Source organism: Pseudomonas sp. Irchel 3A7 (assembly GCF_900187565.1).
Lineage (GTDB): Bacteria > Pseudomonadota > Gammaproteobacteria > Pseudomonadales > Pseudomonadaceae > Aquipseudomonas.
In genome coordinates this window covers 381,961-402,635 of sequence record NZ_FYED01000003.1, presented here as the reverse complement: position 1 = coordinate 402,635, position 20,675 = coordinate 381,961, and the positions used below count along the sequence as shown (strand labels likewise).

18 protein-coding genes are annotated in these 20,675 nt (G+C 59.8%); 5 read left to right on the top strand and 13 right to left on the bottom strand.

The window, feature by feature from the left end; genetic code table 11:
* Positions 1-38: 38 nt before the first annotated feature.
* Positions 39-1,739 (bottom strand): long-chain-fatty-acid--CoA ligase FadD1, encoded by a 1,701-nt coding sequence (gene fadD1 / locus CKW21_RS06755; RefSeq protein WP_095193215.1) that lies wholly within the window; start codon positions 1,737-1,739, stop codon positions 39-41.
* 378 nt (positions 1,740-2,117) lie between these two features.
* A complete protein-coding gene (fadD2, locus tag CKW21_RS06750; RefSeq protein WP_095193214.1) occupies positions 2,118-3,806 on the bottom strand; it encodes a long-chain-fatty-acid--CoA ligase FadD2 in 1,689 nt (562 codons plus the stop codon).
* A gap of 272 nt (positions 3,807-4,078) precedes the next feature.
* On the opposite strand from fadD2, the gene CKW21_RS06745 reads away from it, so the two are divergent.
* Together CKW21_RS06745 and CKW21_RS06740 are read left to right on the top strand one after the other, a co-directional pair.
* Positions 4,079-5,023, top strand: coding sequence for an alpha/beta hydrolase (locus CKW21_RS06745; protein WP_095193213.1), 945 nt, complete (start codon positions 4,079-4,081; stop codon positions 5,021-5,023).
* Positions 5,024-5,064: 41 nt separating this feature from the next.
* A complete protein-coding gene (locus CKW21_RS06740; protein WP_095193212.1) occupies positions 5,065-5,535 on the top strand; it encodes a MaoC family dehydratase in 471 nt (156 codons plus the stop codon).
* Positions 5,536-5,682: 147 nt separating this feature from the next.
* Here CKW21_RS06740 and CKW21_RS06735 read toward each other — a convergent pair whose 3' ends face one another.
* The gene (locus tag CKW21_RS06735; protein WP_008056786.1) at positions 5,683-6,150 is read right to left on the bottom strand and encodes a PA2169 family four-helix-bundle protein; all 468 of its coding nucleotides are present in this window, start codon (positions 6,148-6,150) and stop codon (positions 5,683-5,685) included.
* Positions 6,151-6,353: 203 nt separating this feature from the next.
* Here CKW21_RS06735 and CKW21_RS06730 point away from each other — a divergent pair, with 203 nt between their 5' ends.
* Together CKW21_RS06730 and CKW21_RS06725 are read left to right on the top strand one after the other, a co-directional pair.
* Positions 6,354-6,590, top strand: coding sequence for a DUF3820 family protein (locus tag CKW21_RS06730; protein ID WP_003213031.1), 237 nt, complete (start codon positions 6,354-6,356; stop codon positions 6,588-6,590).
* A gap of 32 nt (positions 6,591-6,622) precedes the next feature.
* A complete protein-coding gene (locus CKW21_RS06725; RefSeq protein WP_095193211.1) occupies positions 6,623-7,804 on the top strand; it encodes an aminotransferase class V-fold PLP-dependent enzyme in 1,182 nt (393 codons plus the stop codon).
* 191 nt (positions 7,805-7,995) lie between these two features.
* Here the strand turns inward: CKW21_RS06725 and CKW21_RS06720 are convergent, their stop codons facing one another.
* Genes CKW21_RS06720 through zwf form a run of 3 tightly spaced genes read right to left on the bottom strand, consistent with a single transcriptional unit; the run spans position 7,996 to position 10,848 of the window.
* Positions 7,996-8,661: a bifunctional 4-hydroxy-2-oxoglutarate aldolase/2-dehydro-3-deoxy-phosphogluconate aldolase gene (locus CKW21_RS06720; RefSeq protein ID WP_008056780.1), complete on the bottom strand. Its 666-nt coding sequence runs from the start codon at positions 8,659-8,661 to the stop codon at positions 7,996-7,998.
* Between the two features lie 17 nt (positions 8,662-8,678).
* Positions 8,679-9,392, bottom strand: a complete 714-nt coding sequence (pgl, locus tag CKW21_RS06715; RefSeq protein ID WP_095193210.1) for a 6-phosphogluconolactonase — start codon at positions 9,390-9,392, stop codon at positions 8,679-8,681.
* Positions 9,379-10,848: a glucose-6-phosphate dehydrogenase gene (gene zwf / locus CKW21_RS06710; RefSeq protein ID WP_095193209.1), complete on the bottom strand. Its 1,470-nt coding sequence runs from the start codon at positions 10,846-10,848 to the stop codon at positions 9,379-9,381. The genes pgl and zwf overlap by 14 nt, the downstream gene beginning before the upstream one ends.
* 228 nt (positions 10,849-11,076) lie before the next feature.
* Between zwf and CKW21_RS06705 the strand changes: the two genes are divergently transcribed.
* Positions 11,077-11,937, top strand: a complete 861-nt coding sequence (locus CKW21_RS06705) for a MurR/RpiR family transcriptional regulator (RefSeq protein WP_170948639.1) — start codon at positions 11,077-11,079, stop codon at positions 11,935-11,937.
* Positions 11,938-12,091: 154 nt separating this feature from the next.
* Here CKW21_RS06705 and CKW21_RS06700 read toward each other — a convergent pair whose 3' ends face one another.
* The 7 genes from CKW21_RS06700 to CKW21_RS06670 all read right to left on the bottom strand — a co-directional run bounded on the left by CKW21_RS06700 (position 12,092) and on the right by CKW21_RS06670 (position 20,550).
* On the bottom strand, positions 12,092-12,946 hold the full coding sequence (locus tag CKW21_RS06700) for a D-hexose-6-phosphate mutarotase (protein WP_095193208.1): 855 nt from the start codon (positions 12,944-12,946) through the stop codon (positions 12,092-12,094).
* A 251-nt stretch (positions 12,947-13,197) separates the two neighbouring features.
* A complete protein-coding gene (locus tag CKW21_RS06695) occupies positions 13,198-14,544 on the bottom strand; it encodes a carbohydrate porin (RefSeq protein ID WP_095193207.1) in 1,347 nt (448 codons plus the stop codon).
* Positions 14,545-14,769: 225 nt separating this feature from the next.
* The gene (locus tag CKW21_RS06690; protein ID WP_095193206.1) at positions 14,770-15,930 is read right to left on the bottom strand and encodes an ABC transporter ATP-binding protein; all 1,161 of its coding nucleotides are present in this window, start codon (positions 15,928-15,930) and stop codon (positions 14,770-14,772) included.
* Between the two features lie 4 nt (positions 15,931-15,934).
* Positions 15,935-16,780 (bottom strand): carbohydrate ABC transporter permease, encoded by an 846-nt coding sequence (locus CKW21_RS06685; protein WP_095193205.1) that lies wholly within the window; start codon positions 16,778-16,780, stop codon positions 15,935-15,937.
* Entirely contained in the window at positions 16,773-17,681 is a 909-nt protein-coding gene (locus CKW21_RS06680; protein WP_095193204.1) for a carbohydrate ABC transporter permease, read from the bottom strand. Before CKW21_RS06680 ends, CKW21_RS06685 begins: the two co-directional genes overlap by 8 nt.
* Positions 17,682-17,864: 183 nt before the next feature.
* A complete protein-coding gene (locus CKW21_RS06675) occupies positions 17,865-19,172 on the bottom strand; it encodes an ABC transporter substrate-binding protein (protein ID WP_095193203.1) in 1,308 nt (435 codons plus the stop codon).
* 118 nt (positions 19,173-19,290) lie between these two features.
* Entirely contained in the window at positions 19,291-20,550 is a 1,260-nt protein-coding gene (locus tag CKW21_RS06670; RefSeq protein WP_095193202.1) for an AGE family epimerase/isomerase, read from the bottom strand.
* Positions 20,551-20,675: the final 125 nt, after the last annotated feature.

Here is a 20,675-nt window from a genome sequence, read left to right as displayed (position 1 = left end):
AAACAAAAAGCCCCGCATCTGCGGGGCTTTTTGTTTGATTACGCGGCGGTTTTCTTCGCGTTGATCTTCTTCAGCTCTTCATCGCGCAGTTCCCGGCGCAGGATCTTGCCGACGTTGGTGGTCGGCAGCGCATCGCGGAACTCCACGGCTTTCGGAACCTTGTAGCCGGTGACGTTCGCACGCATGTGCTCCATCACTTGTTCCTTGGTCAGGGTCACGCCCGGTTTGGCAACGATGAAAATCTTGATCGCCTCGCCCGACTTCTCGTCCGGCACGCCGATGGCCGCGCATTGCAGCACGCCCGGCAAGGTCGCCAGTACGTCTTCCAGTTCGTTCGGGTACACGTTGAAACCGGAAACCAGGATCATGTCTTTCTTGCGATCGACAATGCGCATGTAGCCATCGGGCTGGATCAGCGCGATGTCGCCGGTCTTCAACCAGCCTTCGCTGTCGAGGATTTCATCGGTGGCTTCCTGGCGCTGCCAGTAGCCCTTCATCACCTGCGGCCCCTTCACGCACAGCTCACCGATTTCGCCCATCGGTTGTTCAGCACCGGCATCATTGATGATTTTGCACAGGGTCGACGGCACCGGAATGCCGATGGTGCCGATCTGGATCTTCTGGATCGGGTTCACCGTGGCCACCGGGCTGGTTTCGGTCATGCCGTAACCTTCGCAGATGGCGCAACCGGTGACGGCTTTCCAGCGTTCGGCAGCCGCCAGTTGCAGGGCCATGCCACCGGACAGGGTGACTTTCAGCGCCGAGAAATCCAGCTTGCGGAAGCCTTCGTTGTTGCACAGGGCCACAAACAAGGTATTGAGGCCGACGAAACCGCTGAACTTCCACTTCGACAACTCCTTGACCATCGCCGGCAAATCGCGCGGGTTGCTGATCAGGATGTTGTGGTTGCCGATCAGCATCATCGCCATGCAATGAAAGGTGAAGGCATAGATGTGGTACAGCGGCAGCGGCGTGATCAGGATCTCGCAGCCTTCATTGAGGTTGGAACCCATCAGCGCCTTGCACTGCAACATGTTCGCCACCAGGTTGCGATGGGTCAGCATCGCGCCCTTGGCCACGCCGGTGGTGCCGCCGGTGTATTGCAACACCGCGACATCGCTGCTGGCCGGGCTGGCCTCGGTCACTGGCTGACCGTGGCCCTTGCTCAACACGTCGTTGAACTTGATGGCTTTTGGCAAGTGATACGCCGGCACCATCTTTTTCACGTACTTGATCACGCTGTTGATCAGCAGACGCTTGAGCGGCGGCAACAGATCGGCGACTTCAGTAACAATGACGTGCTTGACCCCGGTTTTCGGCACCACAGCCTCGGCCAGGTGTGCCATGTTGGCCAGGCAGACCAGGGCCTTGGCACCGGAGTCGTTGAACTGGTGTTCCATTTCCCGCGCGGTGTATAGCGGGTTGGTGTTGACCACGATCAGCCCGGCGCGGATGGCCCCGAAGACGGCAACCGGGTACTGCAACACGTTGGGCAGTTGCACGGCGATTCGATCGCCTGGCTGCAAATCGGTATGCTGTTGCAGGTAGGCGGCAAAGGCACCGGACAATTCGTACAGTTCACCGTAGGTGATTGTCTTGCCCAGGTTGCTGAATGCCGGTTTGTTGGCGAAGCGTTGGCAGGATTGCTTCAACACTGCCTGAATATTCGGGTACTCGTCTGGATTGATGTCGGCAGCAATTCCAGCTGGGTACTTATCCTTCCAAAAGTCTTCGATCATGGAAGCCCACTCCTCAGCAACGCGAATTCAGCACCGCATTTGATGCGATTATTATTGGTGTTTGTCTATAGGTGAGTCTGGCTTTTTACTAGGCCGAGAAGTCACAAAGCGCGCCGAGAGTAGCAGCTTTGAATAGGGTCGACTAGAGCCAAAAGCGGCCTCTACGGTCACAATGGTGACTCAAGAATAACAAGCAGTCATTTTAGAGCAATAAACCTATATGTCGCTGAAAGCCACGAAATTCGGGGCCTCTAAAAACTGTAGGAGCGAGCTTGCTCGCGAAAAACGCTCGGACAACGCGCCCATCCAGACAGGGCGCGTTATCGTTGACGTCCATCGCGAGCAAGCTCGCTCCCACAGGGACCAACCATTCACCGCTTACGCGATATCCCGCAACTCCCGCCGCAGAATCTTGCCCACCGGCGTCATCGGCAACGACTCACGCAAGACAATGTGCTTGGGCACTTTGTACGCCGTGAAGTTTTCCTTGCAGTAGGCCTTCAGCTCTTCAAGGCTGACACCCGCTTCGCGGGCGACCACGAACAACTTCACCGCCTCGCCCGAACGCTCGTCCGGCACACCGATCACCGCGCAGTTGGCCACTTTCGGGTGCGCCATCACCACGTCCTCGATCTCGTTCGGGTACACGTTGAAACCCGAGACGATGATCATGTCTTTCTTGCGATCGACGATGCGCACGAAGCCGTCCGGGTCGATCACCGCGATGTCGCCGGACTTGAACCAGCCGTCGGCATCCAGCACTTCGTTGGTCGCCTCGGGTTTCTGCCAGTAGCCCTTCATGATCTGCGGGCCTTTGATGCACAGCTCGCCGCGCTCGCCCAATGGCTGCTCGACGCCTTCATCGTTGATCACCTTGAGCGTGGTGCCCGGCACCGGCAGGCCGACCGTACCGATGCGCGATTGGTCGCCATAGGGGTTGGTGCAGGCCACCGGCGAGGTTTCGGTCAGGCCGTAGCCTTCGGTGATACGGCAACCGGTCAACTGTTCCCAGCGCTCGGCCGTGGCCTTGACCAGCGCGGTGCCGCCGGAGTTGGTGAGCTTGAGGCTGGAGAAATCCAGGGTTTTGAAGTCCGGGTGGTCCATCAACGCCACGAACAGCGTGTTGAGCCCCAGCAGCGCCGAGAAACGCCAGTTTTTCAGCTCCTTGATAAAGCCGGCAATGTCCCGCGGATTGGTGATCAACACGTTGTGGTTACCGGTCACCATCATGCACATGCAGTTCGCCGTGAACGCATAGATGTGGTACAGCGGCAACGGCGCGATCATCACCTCTTGGCCTTCACGCAACAGCGGCTGGCCGTCACTGGCAAACTGACTGAGACAGGCCCGCGCCTGCTGCATGTTGGCCACCAGATTGCCGTGGGTCAGCATCGCGCCCTTGGCCAGCCCAGTGGTGCCGCCGGTGTATTGCAGCACGGCGATGTCGTTGAGGCCGGCACTCAGCGGTTTGATGCCCTTTCCTTTGCCCTGGTGCAAGGCGCTCTTGAAGGAAATGGCCTGGGGCAAGGAATAGGCCGGGACCATTTTCTTGACCTTGCTCACCAGGGTATTGACCAGCCAGCCTTTGGCGGCGGGCATCATGTCACCCATTTTCGCTTCGATCAGGTACTGGATATCGGTGTCGGCCAGCACTTCCTGGACCTTTTGCCCGAACATGTTCAGGTACACCAGCGCCCGGGCGCCGGAATCCTTGAACTGATGACGCATCTCCCGCGCGGTGTACAGCGGGTTGGTGTTGACCACGATCAGTCCTGCACGCAAGGCGCCGAACACGGCGATCGGGTATTGCAGGACGTTGGGCATCTGGACCGCGATGCGATCCCCCGGCACCAGGTCGGTGTGGGTTTGCAGGTAGCCGGCGAATGCGGCGCTGTAGCGTTCCAGTTCGGCGTAGGTCAGGGTGACACCCATGTTGCTGAACGCCGGGCGATCAGCAAACTTCTTACAGGAACGCTCGAACACCTCGATGACCGACTTGTACTCAGCGACGTCAATGTCCAGTGGCACGCCGGCCGGGCGCTTGTCATTCCAGAAATCAGGTTGCATTGTTCTTGTCCTCTTTACCTGAGCCTATCCGGGGCCGCTTTTCTGTCATTTCTCGCTCATTTCTCGGAAAGCGGAAAAGCGGAGCTTCTCGGACACTAGCAGTTATGGCGAATCAGGCAAATATGTGCACGTGTGTCATAGATCGTGTGAATCTTGCTGCCGCGGCACGGCCTGATCAGACGACCGGCGAAGGATGCGCTATAAACTTGAGCTGCAAGCTTTAAGCTGCAAGCCGCAAGCTCCATGCCCCATGCCCCAGCAAAGGAATCGCGATGATCCACGATACGTTCTGGTTGACCACCAGCGACCGCAGCCGACTCTTCGTCAATCAGTGGCTGCCCACTGGCAGTCCCAAGGCCGTGATCCTGCTGGCGCACGGCATGGCGGAACACAGCGGTCGCTACGCGCGTCTGGCGGAAAAACTCTGTGATCAAGGCTATGGCGTGTACGCCCCGGACCTGCGCGGACATGGCAAAACTGCCGAAAACGGGACGCTCGGCCATTTTGCCGACACGGACGGTTGGGCCAAAGTGGTGGGTGACCTGGCCTGCCTCAACCAACACATCGGCCAGCAACATCCCGGCGCGCCGATCGTGCTGCTGGGCCACAGCATGGGCAGCTACATCGCCCAGGCGTACCTGTTGCATCACAGCGCCAGCCTGCATGGCGCGATTCTCAGCGGTTCGAACTTCCAGCCCGTGGCGCTTTATCGCGCGGCACGCCAGATCGCCCGTTTCGAACGCCTGCGCCAGGGCCCCAAGGGCCGCAGCGCTCTGATCGAATGGTTGTCGTTCGGTTCGTTCAACAAGAAATTCAAACCGGTGCGCACCCCATTCGACTGGCTCAGCCGCGATCCGGCGGAGGTCGACCTGTACGCCAACGACCCGCTCTGCGGCTTTCGCTGCACCAATCAACTGTGGATCGATTTGCTTGGCGGGTTGCAGCAAATCAGCAAAGCGTCCAATCTCGCCCAGATCGATCCGGGCCTGCCGTTGCTGGTGATCGGCGGCGAATGTGATCCGGTGAGCGAAGGCAGGCGTCTGAAAGATCTGGCCGGCGCCTTGCGCGAGGCCGGAAGCCAGAGCCTGCAACTGACCGTTTACCCGCAGGCGCGGCACGAACTGTTCAACGAAACCAACCGCGATGAAGTGACCGCCGATGTGCTGGCCTGGATCCACCAGACCCTGAGCAATCCCCGGCCACACCGAACCGAATAGTTTTTTGTGAATCTTTTTACTCGTCACAGGAATTCAGACCGATGACCCAGGTTACCAACACCCCTTACGAAGCCCTCGAAATCGGCCAGACCGCCAGCTTCAGCAAGACAGTCGAAGAGCGCGACATTCAGTTGTTCGCCGCGATGTCGGGCGACCACAACCCGGTGCACCTGGACGCCGAATATGCCGCCAGCACCATGTTCAAGGAACGTATCGCCCACGGCATGTTCAGCGGTGCGTTGATCAGCGCCGCAGTCGCCTGCGAATTGCCAGGACCGGGCACTATCTACATCGGCCAGCAGATGAGCTTTCAGAAGCCGGTGAAAATCGGCGACACCCTGACGGTGCGCCTGGAGATCCTGGAAAAACTGCCGAAGTTCCGTGTGCGCATTGCCACACGGGTGTTCAACCAGCGCGATGAGTTGGTGGTGGATGGCGAGGCGGAGATTCTGGCGCCGCGCAAACAGCAATCGGTGACCCTGACCGAGTTGCCGGAAATCAGCATCGGCTGATTCACAGCACAAAGAAATGTGGGAGCGAGCCTGCTCGCGAAGAGGGAGTGTCAGGCGACTTCAATGCCGCCTGACAGACCGTATTCGCGAGCAGGCTCGCTCCCACATGGGACTCCCCACAGCTCACACAGGTGTTACCAATCGCGCTTATGAACGTGCGCGCGCCTGGTTACGCAGGGCTTTGACCTGATCGTGGTTACGCTGCACACCGTGGTACTGACGTTCAACGATGTCACGAATGCCCACCAGGTTGTGTTTGTTGATTTTTTCCATGGCATCGCGATAAGCCTTCAGCGCATGGTCTTCACCGCGCTCGGCTTCGTTCAGCACAGCTTCTTCGTCCTTGCCGGTGAACATCGACTTCACGTCGACCCAGCGACGGTGCAAATCGCCGCTGACACTGGTGGATGTTTCCGGATCGCCACCCATCGAACGCACGGCACTCTGCAATTCTGCGGCAGCCGCAGCGCAATCGGCCGAGCGTTGCACGAACAGGGTTTTGAGTTCAGGGTGTTTAATGTCTTCAGCGCAAGTCTTGAACCCTTCCTGACCGTCCTTGCTGGTTTCAATCAGGTCGTTGAGTACAGAAATCGCTTCTTTATTCATGTCGGTCATTTTTCAATTCCTTGCGGTTGATGAAAGATGCCTTAAGTAGTGCAGCCTGCATGCCAGCTTCGAACCGATCAATTAACCGTTATATTTCATATAGTTAGATAAAACCTGGAAATCTGTATCCGTTTTTTTTGCATGATCTGTCATTTGGCCTGCATGCAGAATGCCTGTATTTTTCCGACTCATTGAATCAAGACGACTGAGTGATGAACCCTGAAAAGCTCGAACTGCTGATAACCCGCGAAATGCCCTTCGGCAAGTACAAAGGCCGGATCATTGCGGACTTGCCGGGGCCCTACCTGAACTGGTTCGCCCGGGAAGGTTTCCCCCATGGCGAACTGGGTGGCCTGCTGGCGCTGATGCAGGAAATCGATCACAACGGTTTGTCGGAGTTGCTGGAACCGCTGCGCGCCAAACATGGCAAACCTGCCCCTCGCCACTGATTCACTCATCCCGCCCCTGATCGAGTAACCCCATGCCCGACAACACCCGCCGCGCCCGTGATGAAGCCTTCTGGCAAACCTTTGCCGATCGCTACGATCTGCAACCCGGCCCGATCAACCTGGAAAACGGTTATTTCGGACGTATGTCGCGCACGGTGGTCGAGGAATATCAGCGCAACATCGAACTGATCAATCGCGGCAACTCGGTTCACGTTCGTCAGCGTTTCGAACAGGGCGAAAGCATCAAGATCCAGGCGCAAGTGGCCAATCTGATCGGTGTGTCCGCCGAGACGGTCGCGCTCACCAGCAACGCTACGGAGGGTTTGCAGTCGCTGATCCGCAACTACAATCGCCTGCAGCCGGGTGACCAGGTGCTGATCTGCGATCTGGAGTACGACACCGTCAAGGGCGCCATGCGCTGGCTGGCGAAACATCGCGGTGTCGACGTCATCGAGATCGAACACCGGCACCCCGCCAGCTTCGACAACTTGATCGCCACCTACCGTGAAACCTTTGCGCGCTACCCGCGGCTCAAGCTGATGGCCCTGACCCATGTCACCCACCGTACCGGCCTGGTGATGCCGGTGCAGGCCATTGCCGCTGCCGCCAAGGAGCATGGTATCGACGTGATCCTCGATGGCGCCCACGCGCTGGGTCAATTCGAGTTCAACCTCGATGAACTGGGCATCGACTTCGCGGCCTACAACCTGCACAAGTGGATCGGTGCACCGTTGACCTTAGGCTTCCTCTACATCGCCCCTGAGCGCCTGGCGGACATCGACCCGGACATGGGCGAAATGCACTTTGCGCTGACCGACATTCGTGCCCGTACGCCCTACAGCACACCGAACATCCCGGCCTTGCTGACCTTGCCGCTGGTCATCGAGGAACATCACGCGATGGGCGGTTCCGCGGCCAAGGGCACGCGCCTCAACCACCTGCGTAACCTCTGGGTTCGTGCGGTACGCGAGTTGCCCGGCATTGAAGTCCTGACCCCGGACGACCCTCGACTGTATTGCGGCATCACGTCGATGCGCTTTACCGCCCAGGCCGATCAACAGGCGATGGTCGAGCGGCTGCTCAACGACTACAACCTGTTCACCGTGGTGCGCACCGGCGCGGCGTGTGGTCCGTGCATCCGGATTACGCCGGGGCTGACCACCACCGCCGACCATATGAAACGACTGGTCACGGCGCTGACGGAGCTGCGCTGACCTGTGGGAGCGAGCCTGCTCGCGAAGACGGATTCATATCCAATGAAGATGCTGACTGTCAGATCGCTTTCGCGAGCAGGCTCGCTCCCACAGATATCCCACAGGTCTTCTTCCAGGCAAAAAAAAACGGTGCACCGACCAAGCGCACCGTAAAGCCGTAGAACACACAACGAAGTGTCAGGTAAAGCTGATCAGTCCAGCAGCGCCAAGGCCTCGGCGGTGCATTCTTGAATGCGGGCCCAGTCACCGTTCTTGATCCACTCCGGATCAAGCATCCAGCTACCGCCCACGCACATGACGTTTTTCAGCGCCATGTAGCTCTTGATGTTGGCCGGGCCTACGCCGCCGGTCGGGCAGAATTTAACCTCGCCGAACGGGCCGCCCAGGGCCTTGATGGCCGCGACGCCGCCGCTGACTTCCGCCGGGAACAGCTTGAAGCGGCGATACCCCAGGCCGTAGCCTTCCATGATGCCCGAGGCGTTGCTGATACCTGGCAACAGTGGGATCGGGCTGTCGACGCTGGCTTCCAGCAGGTCGCGGGTGATACCCGGCGTGACGATGAATTGCGAACCGGCCGCTTCGGCCGCGGCCAGCATATGGCGATCGAGTACTGTGCCGGCACCGGTCACCAGTTCCGGACGCTGCTCACGCAGGACCTGGATGGCCTTGAGGCCGAACTGCGAACGCAGGGTCACTTCCAGGGCGGTCAGGCCACCAGCAGCGAGGGCATCGGCCAGCGGCAGGATGTCCTGCTCGCGGGCGATGGTGATCACCGGCAGGATCCGCGCCTTGGCGCAGAGGCTGTCGATCAGGGCAACTTTATCCGCCATGGAAACGGTCGGGGATGGGTTTGTCATAGCGGCTGTTCCTTGGCTCATGGGCACCAGTAAATCTCTAACGTGGGTTGCAGAAACGCGCGAATCGGCAGTGCGGCGACGTCGTCACCGGCCAGTGCGGTATCGAGAGTGGTCAACTTGGACTGACCGGAAATCGACAGAATTACGTGTTTGGCCGAGGCCAGCAGCGCACGGCTCATGGTCAGGCGCTGATGAGGCACGGTCGGCGCCAGCATCGGGTAGCAGCGACGGCTGCCGTCGGCCTGCAGGGCTTCGGCGAGGTTCGGGCTGCCCGGGAACAGCGACGCGGTGTGGCCGTCGTCCCCCATGCCCAGCACCAGCACGTCGATCGCCGGCAATTCGGCGAGCAAACGGTCGGCTTGTTCTGCTGCCTGTTCCAGGTTGGCGGTGGCGCTGTACAGGCTCAGGAATTGCGCCTTGGCCGCCGGGCCTTGCAACAGATATTTCTTGAGCAGGCCAGCATTGCTGTCGGCGTGTTCCACCGGCACCCAGCGCTCGTCAGCCAGGCTGATCACCACGTTTGACCAGTCCAGTGTCTGCTTGGCCAGGTGCTGGAAAAACGCTACCGGACTGCGGCCGCCGGACACCACCAGGGTCGCGGTGCCCTGGGTGTCGATCGCCTCGTTCAGGTGTTTGGCCACGTTCAGTGCCAGGCCTTCGGCCAAGAGCACGGGGCTCTTGAACGCATGGGCGCTGACACCCCGGGGCAGTTTCAAATTAGATATCGCCATACCACGACCTCCCGTCCCGCGTGATCAGTGCAATGGAACTCATGGGGCCCCAGGACCCGGCCGCGTAAGGCTTGGGCGCATCACCGGATTTCTTCCACCCGGCGATCAACTGGTCACACCACTTCCACGCGGCTTCGATTTCATCTTTACGGACAAACAGGTTCTGATTGCCACGCATCACTTCCAGCAACAACCGTTCGTAGGCATCGGGAATCCGTGCACTGCGCCAGGTGTCGGAAAAATTCAGCTGCAACGGACCACTGCGCAGCTGCATGCCCTTGTCCAGGCCTTGATCCTTGGTCATCACACGCAAGGAAATGCCTTCGTCCGGTTGCAGGCGGATAATCAGCTTGTTGCTGATTTGCAGGCGCTGCTCGGGAGCGAAGATGTAATGCGACGGTTCCTTGAAGTGGATGACGATCTGCGACAGCTTCTGCGGCATGCGCTTGCCGGTACGCAGGTAGAACGGCACGCCCGCCCAGCGCCAGTTGCGGATATCGGCCCGCAGGGCGACGAAGGTTTCGGTGTCGCTCTGGGTGTTGGAGTTCGGTTCTTCCAGGTAACCCGGTACCGACTTGCCTTCACTGTGGCCGGCGATGTACTGACCGCGCACTACTTGGGTGGTCAGGCCTTCCGGGCTGATCGGCGCCAGCGCCTTGAGGACTTTGACTTTCTCGTCGCGAATGCTGTCGGCGGACAGGTCGGCCGGCGGGTCCATGGCGATCAGGCAGAGCAGTTGCAGCAGGTGGTTCTGGATCATGTCACGCAGCTGACCGGCCTTGTCGAAGTAACCCCAGCGGCCTTCGATGCCAACCTTCTCGGCCACGGTGATTTCCACGTGGGAGATGTAGTGCTGGTTCCACTGGGTTTCGAACAGGCTGTTGGCGAAACGCAGGGCGATCAGGTTCTGGACGGTTTCCTTGCCCAGGTAGTGGTCGATGCGATACGTGCGGTTCTCCGGGAAGAACTGCGCCACGGCATCGTTGACCTTGCGCGAGGACTCCAGGTCCGAACCGATGGGTTTTTCCAGCACCACGCGGGTGTTTTCCGCCAGGCCAACCTTGGCCAGGTTCTCGCAGATCGCACCGTAAACCGCTGCCGGCGTGGCGAAATAGGCGATGACCCGTTGCGCGCTGCCCGCTGCTTCGGCCAGCGCCACATAGTCTTCGGACCTGAGGAAATCGACGTGCAGGTAGCTCAGGCGCGCGAGGAAACGCTCGACCACGGCTTCGTCCAGCTCCTTGGCACCGACATAGCGGCGCAGCTCGGCGGCGATGAACGTCAGATGCTCCTGCTCGCTGCCGGGTTCACGGGCCAGCGCGATGATGCGCGTGTCCTCGTGCAGCAGGCCTGCACCGTCGAGTTGATAAAGGGCAGGAAACAGCTTGCGCAGGGCCAGATCGCCGAGGGCGCCGAACAAGGCGAAGGTGCACGGTTCAACCGTAATCGAAGGCATGATGTTTGTTCTTTTATCAAGTTAAGCTACAAATACCTTTTTTCAAGGCATCACTCAAGGGAAAATGTAGTAATAACCACAACATTTTCGCAAAATACAGATTCCGAGTGGTGGTCGGTCGGAGCCATCAGTAGGATAGGCCACCGTTACGGGCCGCATCAAAGGCCCTTTTTGCATTAGCCGTGCGCTTATCGGCGCAGGTGAATCAAGGAAATCCATATGGACCGCGTGCGAAATCTACTGGAGCAGATCCAGAATCGCCTTGAAGAGCTGAACAAGGCCGAACGCAAAGTCGCCGAAGTGATCCTGCTCAACCCACAGCAGGCCACCCGGTTCAGCATCGCCGCCCTCGCCCAGGCCGCATCGGTCAGTGAGCCGACGGTCAACCGTTTCTGCCGTTCGTTCGGCGTCAGCGGCTACCCCGAACTGAAGCTGCAACTGGCCCAGAGCCTGGCCAGCGGCGCGGCGTACGTCAGCCGTGCGGTGGAGGCCGACGACAATCCGGAAGCCTATACCCAGAAAATCTTCGGCAGCGCCATCGCGTCCCTGGACAGCGCTTGCCAGGCGCTGGACCCGAACCTGATCAGCCGCGCCGTCGACCTGTTGATCCAGGCCCGGCAGATCCACTTCTTCGGCCTCGGCGCTTCAGCCCCGGTGGCCCTGGATGCGCAGCACAAGTTCTTCCGCTTCAATCTGGCCGTGACCGCCCATGCCGACGTGCTGATGCAGCGCATGATTGCGTCGGTGGCGCACACCGGCGAGTTATTCGTGATCATTTCCTACACCGGTCGCACCCGCGAACTGGTGGAAGTGGCCCGCATCGCCCGGGAAAACGGCGCATCGGTGCTTGGCTTGACCGCGGAGAACTCACCCTTGGCCAAGGCCAGCACCTTGAGCCTGAACATCCCGCTGCCGGAGGACACCGACATCTACATGCCGATGACCTCGCGGATCATTCAACTGACTGTGCTGGACGTGCTCGCCACCGGCATGACCTTGCGCCGGGGCGTGGACTTCCAGCCGCACTTGCGCAAGATCAAGGAGAGCTTGAATGCCAGCCGGTATCCGGTGGGTGACGAGTTCAACTGATCCAGTATTTTCATTGCCTGACCGGGCCTCTTCGCGAGCAGGCTCGCTCCCACAGTGGGCCTGCGTTGAACACACATACTGTGTCCAGTAAAGATCTATTGTGGGAGCGAGCCTGCTCGCGAAGACGGCCGCCCCAACACCGCAAAACCCAAATCTAAGCGCCCACCCGCGCCTGCAAACTCAAATGCGCCCGCTCCCCCGGCTTGAGACACAAACTGTCAGTGCCGCCGCTCGCTGCTTCCACACAGACAAATTCCGATATCTCATTCCAGCTCACCCCCAACAACGGCCGCGAGCCCGGGTGCCAGACCACCGTGTCCGCCGTATCACCGGTATCGATGCACAACGCCCGCTGCCAGGCGTGGTCGTTGAGCTGCAGTTCGCCGTCATGCTGGAACACCCGCTGACATCCTCCATCAACCCGTAGTTCGCCTTCCTGCTGACACATCTGCCGGTTCAACTGGTCGTAACCTTGCGCGCCGTCGAGGCCAGACAGCGCTACCTCACCAACGTCACCAATACGCCAGTAGGCGTGCAACGCCTGGCTCAATTGGCAGGGCAGGCTGTCGTGATGCTCGGTGCTCAGGCGCAGGTCCATGCGCTCACCGAGGTGCGCGTGCAGGTCCACTTGCCAATCGCACAACTCCAGCCGCCAATGCAGACGCACGCCATCATCGTCGCTACTGCTGTCGAGCAGTTTCCAGTCCAGCAAGCGTGCCCAGCCATGGGACGGCCAGGCATTTTCACTCGGATGACGGCCATACCACGGCCAACACACCGGCACGCCACCGCGAATAGCCCCGACCTGCGGCCACTTCGCCGCACACCACAGCCAGGGTTTCTGGCCCCGGGGCTGAAAGTGCAGCAACTGCGCGCCCTGGCGACTGAACACCGCCTGACACAGCGGATGATCAATCATCAAGACATCGCGCTTCTGATAGCGCTCCCACGCAAACACCGGTCGTTCGCGCAAGGATTTGAAGAAGCGTTGGAGCGGATGCTCAAGCATGTGCCACGGTCCTGAAAATCATGGGTGTATTCATCTTCTTGTGTTCAGCGAACCGCTGTGGCCAAAGCCTTTGTGGCGAGGGGATTTATCCCCGTTGGGTTGCGAAGCGACCCCAAAAAACGGGACTGCTGCGCAGTCCAACGGGGATAAATCCCCTCGCCACAGGTGTGCTTTGGCTTTCCCCAAAAAAAAGCGGACAGCCATGGCTGTCCGCAAAATGCGCACATAGAGAGGAGCTTATCGCAACCGCGTCAGAACACCGACTGAATTTTCAGGCCGGCCACCAGTGCGTTGTCGACTTCATCCACACCGCCCGGATGAGTGATGTATTGCAGGTTGGGACGCACGGTCAGCCAGTTGGTGACGTGGAAGCCGTAGTTGAGTTCGTAGTTGTACTCGGTGTCACGCAGGGGCGAGAACAGGGGATCGTTGTAGTCGGTGACACCATTGGCGGCGTTCACCAGCTCGGCGTTTTTCTTCACGTCATCGTTGACATGGATACGGGAGAAACCGATGCCGAGGTCATCTTTTGGACGCGCATCGAACGGCCCCTTGTACACGAACATCAGCGACTGGTAGTTGTCGACGATGTTGGTGTCCTTGTCGTGGAAAGTGGCGTTGGCGGCGATGTTCAGGCCACGGGAAGCGTCACCGTTGTGGGTGGTCAGCTGTTGCTGGGCAACGAACCAGTAGCCGTGCTTGCTGCTGTGGCTGCGATAGGCATTGCCGCTGGTTGCAGCGTCATTGCCATTGTCGTCTTCACGAACGTCATCAGCGCTGGCCGTGCTTTTGTAGTAACCGACACGGTACTCGCCCGGCAGGTTGCCAGGATTAGGCAACCAGACCAGTTCCACCGGCAGGACGGTGCCCTCGGTACCACTGCCGCTGAGTTTGAATCCGTTACCGTGCTCCAGTTGCGTCGGGTTCTGGTTGTACGCGCCGATCTGCGCATAGAACTCAGGCGAGATGTTCCATTTCAGGCGGATAGCGGCCTGGCTGACCGGCCAGTTGTACCAGATGTTGGTCGCCCAGTTACCCACCTGGGAACCGCAGAACGCCAGGTTCTGGAACTCGCAAGGGAAGCTGTTGAAGTCTTCGCCTTCACCGAAGTAACCGGCCTTGATGTCCAGTTTGTTGTCGAAGAACTGATGCTTGATCCACAACTGGGTCAGACGGACCATATGGCCACGGCCGTAGACTTCCTGGGAGGAACTCAAGGTGCCGGCACGCGGATCGCCGACACGGTCATTGGAGATGTTTTCACCGTTACGGTTGGTGAGCTGGATCTTGGCCTGGGTGTTATCCCAGCCGAACAGCTTTTCCAGGTCCAGCGCCGCGCCCAGGCCAAACTGATCACTGTAGCGAGCGGTCTTGTCATCGTTGAACCCACCATGGAGGTTGCCGCCCACTTCACCGACATAGTCCATCTTGATGTCGATGCCTTGCTCGATCAACCGGGTCCGTTCGCCACCCCAATCACCCGTCATCCATTCGGAATCGGCGCTAAACGCGTCAGCCGCGTGCACACTACCGGCCAGCATCATGGCCGCAACGGCTGATAACTGGCAGATAAGCTGAGCGTTATTGTTCTTCTTCATCCCTACATCCTCGTCTTATTGTTATTAACTTTTTTGTTTAACGCGGTTACATCGGTTGCGAAGAGCGACAGGCCGCTCACCGCATATCCCCCCTGTGAAAGATGCCCCTTGTGGGAGCGAGCCTGCTCGCGAAGGCGATGTGTCAGACGACATCTGTGTTGAATGTCAGACCGCTTTCGCGAGCAGGCTCGCTCCCACAGGGGAATCACCCACAATTTTTGATCTTCAGCGGCCTTTGAATTGAGCGACGTTGGCAGCGTGGCTCTCGGTTTTCGGCAGGCCGGCAGCCCCCAGGCGTTCGCCGGTCTTGGCATCGAACAGCAGCACTTTCGATGGATCGAATTGCAGGGTCAGGGTCTCGCCCACCGCTGGCGCAACATCAGGCGCCAGGCGACAGCAGACCTTGGTGTCGTTGAGATTGACGAAGACCAGGGTGTCGGGCCCGGTCGGTTCGGTGACCTGGACTTCGGCGCGAATGGTCGGCAAACCGTTGGCCTCGCCGTTGGCCAGGACGATCTGCTCCGGGCGCATGCCAAGGATCACTTCACGATCTTCGAGACCGGCGTCCTGCATGCCCAGCGGCAACTCGCAACGGGCCTGGCCGCTGTCGAGCAGCGCCAGCAGACGACCGTCCTTGCGCTGCAGGCGCAGCGGGATGAAGTTCATCGGCGGCGAACCGATGAAGCTCGCCACGAACAGGTTGGCCGGGTTGTTGTAGATGTCCTTCGGCGTACCGAACTGCTGAATGATCCCGTCCTTCATTACCGCCACCTTGTCCCCCAGGGTCATGGCTTCGATCTGGTCGTGGGTCACGTAGACCGTGGTGGTTTTCAGGCGCTGGTGCATCAGTTTCATTTCGGTGCGCATCTCGACCCGCAGCTTGGCGTCGAGGTTGGACAGCGGTTCGTCGAACAGGTAGATCTTCGGCCGCCGCGCCAACGCACGGCCCATCGCCACGCGCTGTTGCTGACCACCGGACAGCTGGCCGGGCTTGCGATTGAGCAGGTGTTCGATCTGCAACAGTTTGGAAACCCGCGCGACTTCTTCATCGATGTCGGCGGTCGGCATTTTGCGAATCTTCAGGCCGAAGGCGATGTTGTCGCGCACGCTCATGGTCGGGTACAGCGCGTAGGACTGGAACACCATGGCGATGTCGCGATCCTTCGGGCTCATGCCACTGATGTCGGCGTCGTCCACCAGGATCGCGCCGCCGCTGATGGTTTCCAGGCCGGCGATGCAGTTCATCAAGGTGGATTTGCCGCAGCCGGACGGACCGACCAGGATCAGGAATTCCCCGTCATCGATCTTCAGTTCGATGTTCTTCAGGGTGTCCGGCAAACCGGCGCCGTAAGTCTTGTTGACGTTGCGTAATTCGAGAGTTGCCATGTTTCTACCCCTTGACCGCGCCGGACGTCAGCCCACGCAGGAAATACTTGCCAGCGAATATGTAGACCAGCAGTGTCGGCAGCCCGGCGATCATCGCGGCGGCCATATCAACGTTGTATTCCTTGGCCCCGGTGCTGGTGTTGACCAGGTTGTTCAGGGCCACGGTGATCGGCTGGGCATCACCGCTGGCGAACACCACGCCGAACAGGAAGTCGTTCCAGATCTGGGTGAACTGCCAGATCAGGCAGACCATCACGATCGGGATCGACATCGGCAGCAGGATCTTCCAGAAGATCGTGAAGAAGCCCGCGCCATCGAGCCGCGCAGCCTTGACCAGCGCATCCGGAATGCTCACGTAGTAGTTGCGGAAGAACAGCGTGGTGAACGCCAGGCCGTAGACCACGTGTACCAGCACCAGGCCTGTGGTGGTATTGGCCAGGCCGAACTTGCCGAGGGTGAACGAGGCCGGCAGCAGCACGGTCTGGAACGGCAGGAAGCAGCCGAACAGCAACAGACCGAAGAACAGCTGCGAACCACGGAAGCGCCACATCGACAGCACGTAACCGTTCATGGCACCGATGAAGGTCGAGATCAGTACCGCCGGCACGGTGATTTTCACCGAGTTCCAGAAGTAGCCGCCGACCACGTCCCAGGCCTTGATCCAGCCAATGCCGTCGATCACGGCCGGCCAGCTCAACAGGTTGCCGGTGCGGATGTCTTCCGGGGATTTGAAGCTGGTCAGCAACATCACCACCAGCGGGATCAGGTACACCGCAGCGGCCAAAAGCAGCGTGGCGTAAATCGCGATACGGCTGAAGCTGATGCCCGGTTTGCCGAGTTGATTAGTCATGGCGTTTGCCTCGCAGCTCGGAGTACAGGTACGGCACGAGGATGGTCAGCACGGCACCGAGCATCAGCATGGCGCTGGCCGAACCGATGCCCATCTGGCCACGGCTGAAGGTGAAGGAATACATGAACATCGCCGGCAGGTCGGACGAGTAGCCAGGACCGCCGGCGGTCATCGCCGCCACCAGGTCGAAGCTCTTGATCGCGATGTGCGCGAGGATCATGAAGGCACTGAAGAACACCGGGCGCAGGCTCGGCAATACGATTTTCAGGTAGATGGTCGGCAGGCTCGCACCGTCGACTTGCGCGGCACGGATGATCGACTGATCGACACCGCGCAGGCCTGCCAGGAACATCGCCATCACAAACCCGGAGGCTTGCCAGACAGCGGCGATCACCAGGCAGTACACCACGCGATCCTGGTCCACCAGCCAGTCGAGACGAAAGCCTTCCCAGCCCCAGTCACGCAACATCTTGTCCAGGCCCAGGCCTGGGTTGAGCAGCCATTTCCACGCGGTACCGGTGACGATCATCGACAGCGCCATCGGGTACAGGTAGATGGTGCGGATGAAGCCTTCCTTGCGGATGCGCTGGTCCAGCAGCACCGCGAGGAACACCCCCAGCACCAGGCTGATACCGATGAACATGCCGCCGAACAGCGCGAGGTTCTTGCTCGCGACCCACCAGCGATCGTTGTCCATCAGGCGCATGTATTGCTGCAGGCCGACCCACTTGTAGCTCGGCATGAAGCTGGAATTGGTGAAGGACAGAATGAACGTCCAGATGATGTAACCGTAGAAGCCAACCAACACGACCAGCATGCTCGGCGCCAGTACCAATTTGGGTAACCAGCGTTGCAGCGCATCGAACGGTGAGGCTTTGCTGAAAACCGCCACAGAGCTCATCGGGATAATCCAGGTTAGAGAAATGAAACTGGCACACCGATCCCTTGTGGGACAGGATCCTGTGGGAGCTGGCTTGCCAGCGATTGGATCAACCGGGTTCAAAGTCAAACCGAGTCGCCTGCATCGCTGGCAAGCCAGCTCCCACACAACCCCATTCCAACAAGGAACAGGCGGTGTCAGGGATTACTGGGCCGCTTTGACAGCCGATGCCAGTTGGGCGCTGGCCTTGGCCGGGTCGGCGTCCTTGTCGTTCATGAAGTTGGTGACCACATCGAAGATCGCGCCTTGCACGGCCAGGGAGGTAGCCATGTTGTGTGCCATGCTCGGTTGCAGGCCGCCGGTCTTGTCGTCCGCCAGGAAGTCCTTGGCCGCGGTTTGCGCGCAGGCGTCGAAGCCCAGTTTGTCCATCTCGTTCAGCATGTCAGTGCGGACCGGGATCGAACCCTTGTTGATGCTGAAGACTTTCTGGAAGTCGGTGCCCAACGCGACCTTGGCCAGGTCTTGCTGTGCGGCGATGTCACCCTTGCGATCGGCCTTGAGCTTGAACACGGCCATCGAGTCGATGTTGTAGGTGAAGGCCTTGTCGGTGCCCGGGAACGGCACGCACTGATAGTCCTTGCCGGCGATTTTCTTCGCGGCGGTCCATTCGCTCTTGGCCCAGTCGCCCATCATCTGCATGCCGGCCTTGCCGTTGATGACGTCGGCGGCTGCGATGTTCCAGTCACGGCCGGCGCGGTTCGGGTCCATGTAGGTGGTGATTTTTTTCAGCTCGGTGAAGGCTTTGGTCATGTCAGCACCCGACAGGGTTTTCTGATCGAGTTCCACCAGGGCTTTCTTATAACCGTCAGCTCCCATGACCGACAGCACCACGTCTTCAAACACGGTGCTGTCCTGCCAAGGCTGGCCACCGTGGGCGAGCGCGATAAAGCCTGCGGCCTTGAGTTTGTCGCCAGCGGCATAGAATTCTTCGAGGGTGGTCGGTGCCTTGTCGATCCCGGCTTTCTTGAACACTTGCGGGTTGATCCACAGCCAGTTCACACGGTGAATGTTCACCGGCACGGCCACGTAGTCGCCTTCATATTTCACGGTGTCGGAGACTTTCTTCGACAGCAGGCCATCCCAGTTTTCCGCCTTGGCGACATCTGCCAGCGTGGTGGTGCTGAGCAGGCCAGTGCTGCCCCACTCCTGGATGTCCGGCCCCTTGATCTGGGCAACGCCCGGCGGGTTGCCGGCGACGGCGCGACTCTTGAGAACGGTCATGGCCGTGGAACCGCCACCACCGGCGACTGCGCCGTCCTTCCAGGTGAAGCCGTCTTTTTCGACTTGCGCCTTGAGGACATCGACCGCTGCCTTTTCACCACCGGATGTCCACCAGTGAACGACTTCCACCGAACCTTTGGAATCGGCGGCAAGGGCACTGAGCGGGAACGCGGACAGAGGAACCAGGGAGGCGAGAGAAATGACAGTAGCGAGGCGAGAAATCGCATTCATCTAGTAGTACCTTTCTTGTTGTTATGCATTGCAAGTCTGGTGCTTGCGCTACACAGGATTTTAAACAGGGGATGCCCCTTCGCAGGTAACGAAGGGACGCGCGAATGTCACCACATGGTTACACAGAAGCGCTCTGGGACAATGCTGCCAGCGCACTGGCCATGCTCGGCGCCAGGGGCAGACGCGGGATCAGCAGTGCTTGCCAGGCGTGATAAAGATCGGGTTTACCGGCCCAGATATCGGCGCTTGGACGGTTCAGCGGGTCGAGTTCGTGATGCCAACTGCCACCTTCGCGGTCGATGAAATGACTGTCACAAAATTCCCAGAACAGCCGGTAACAGCGTTCGAATTGCTCATCGCCCGTGCGTTTGAGCAAGGCACTGGCGGCAGCACTGGCTTCGCAATGGGTCCAGTGCAGGCGATGACGGACCACCGCGCGATTGTCCCAGTCGAGGGTGTAGACGATGCCCGGCGCGCCATCGATGTCCCAGCCATGACGGCAGTTTTGCTCGAAGAGTTTCTGCGCGTCGGTGGCCAGCCACCCCGGCGTGAGCATGCCGGCCCGCACCCGCGCCGCTTCGAGGTGCAACAACAACCGCGCCCATTCGAAACCGTGACCCGGCGTGGTGCCATAAGGGCGGAAACCGTCGGCCGGGTTGTCGCGGTTGTACTCGCGCAGCGGCTGCCAGTCGCGATCGAAATGCTCGACCACGAGATAATCATTGGCGGCGGCGTGACCATGAATCACCCGCTCGACGATGCGCTGGGCACGGCACAACCAGCGGTTATCGTCGGTGACGTCGGCCAGGGCGAGAAAGGCTTCGGTGGCGTGCATGTTGCTGTTGGCGCCGCGGTAGGCCTCTTCATCGCTCCAGTCGCGATTGAAGGATTCGCGCATCGCGCCTTCCTCCTCGCTCCAGAAATACGTGTCGATGATGTCGATGGCATCGTCGAGCAAGGCTTGCGCCCCGGGACGTTGCGCGACCACCGCGGAACTCGCGGCCAGCGCCACGAAGGCATGCAGGTAGGCGTTCTTGCCGGTGTTGCCGTCACGGTGTTCGGCAACGGCGAACCAGCCGCCATGCAACGCATCGCGCAACGGTCCGCGCAGGGACTGGATGCCATGATCCACCAGCTCGGCAAAACCCGGCAGACCCTGAATGTGAGCCATGGCGAAGCTGTGGGTCATGCGCGCGGTGTTCATGGTTTCGGCTTGCGCGTCCGCAGGCAGATGGCCTCGTTCGTCGAGATTGCCGAAACCTTCAGGTAGCTTCGAAGCCTTGGCGAAACCCAGCAGGCGAAGGCCTTCGGCGGCGAGCCACTGCTGATGGGCGGGGGCGTTCAGCCAACTGCTGAAGGCAGGTTGGAAGTGGTCCATTGGGGGGCCTTTTTTGTTGTTATGACTGAGGGGCAGTCTAAACAACCGGCCGGGACGGGCTTGTAACGAAGGGGGCGAGCTATGTCACCAACCTGTGACAATTGCCTTGAGGAAAATGTTGAATG

Bases quoted from the DNA above. Each gene is read 5' to 3' on its own strand.
- CKW21_RS06675 (WP_095193203.1), bottom strand. From the start codon at position 19,172: ATGAATGCGATTTCTCGCCTCGCTACTGTCATTTCTCTCGCCTCCCTG.
- zwf (WP_095193209.1), bottom strand. From the start codon at position 10,848: ATGCCTTCGATTACGGTTGAACCGTGCACCTTCGCCTTGTTCGGCGCC.
- CKW21_RS06690 (WP_095193206.1), bottom strand. From the start codon at position 15,930: ATGGCAACTCTCGAATTACGCAACGTCAACAAGACTTACGGCGCCGGT.
- CKW21_RS06685 (WP_095193205.1), bottom strand. From the start codon at position 16,780: ATGACTAATCAACTCGGCAAACCGGGCATCAGCTTCAGCCGTATCGCG.
- CKW21_RS06740 (WP_095193212.1), top strand. From the start codon at position 5,065: ATGACCCAGGTTACCAACACCCCTTACGAAGCCCTCGAAATCGGCCAG.
- CKW21_RS06725 (WP_095193211.1), top strand. From the start codon at position 6,623: ATGCCCGACAACACCCGCCGCGCCCGTGATGAAGCCTTCTGGCAAACC.
- CKW21_RS06730 (WP_003213031.1), top strand. From the start codon at position 6,354: ATGAACCCTGAAAAGCTCGAACTGCTGATAACCCGCGAAATGCCCTTC.
- CKW21_RS06670 (WP_095193202.1), bottom strand. From the start codon at position 20,550: ATGGACCACTTCCAACCTGCCTTCAGCAGTTGGCTGAACGCCCCCGCC.
- pgl (WP_095193210.1), bottom strand. From the start codon at position 9,392: ATGGCGATATCTAATTTGAAACTGCCCCGGGGTGTCAGCGCCCATGCG.
- CKW21_RS06695 (WP_095193207.1), bottom strand. From the start codon at position 14,544: ATGAAGAAGAACAATAACGCTCAGCTTATCTGCCAGTTATCAGCCGTT.
- CKW21_RS06700 (WP_095193208.1), bottom strand. From the start codon at position 12,946: ATGCTTGAGCATCCGCTCCAACGCTTCTTCAAATCCTTGCGCGAACGA.
- CKW21_RS06680 (WP_095193204.1), bottom strand. From the start codon at position 17,681: ATGAGCTCTGTGGCGGTTTTCAGCAAAGCCTCACCGTTCGATGCGCTG.
- fadD2 (WP_095193214.1), bottom strand. From the start codon at position 3,806: ATGCAACCTGATTTCTGGAATGACAAGCGCCCGGCCGGCGTGCCACTG.
- CKW21_RS06735 (WP_008056786.1), bottom strand. From the start codon at position 6,150: ATGACCGACATGAATAAAGAAGCGATTTCTGTACTCAACGACCTGATT.
- CKW21_RS06720 (WP_008056780.1), bottom strand. From the start codon at position 8,661: ATGACAAACCCATCCCCGACCGTTTCCATGGCGGATAAAGTTGCCCTG.
- CKW21_RS06745 (WP_095193213.1), top strand. From the start codon at position 4,079: ATGATCCACGATACGTTCTGGTTGACCACCAGCGACCGCAGCCGACTC.
- fadD1 (WP_095193215.1), bottom strand. From the start codon at position 1,739: ATGATCGAAGACTTTTGGAAGGATAAGTACCCAGCTGGAATTGCTGCC.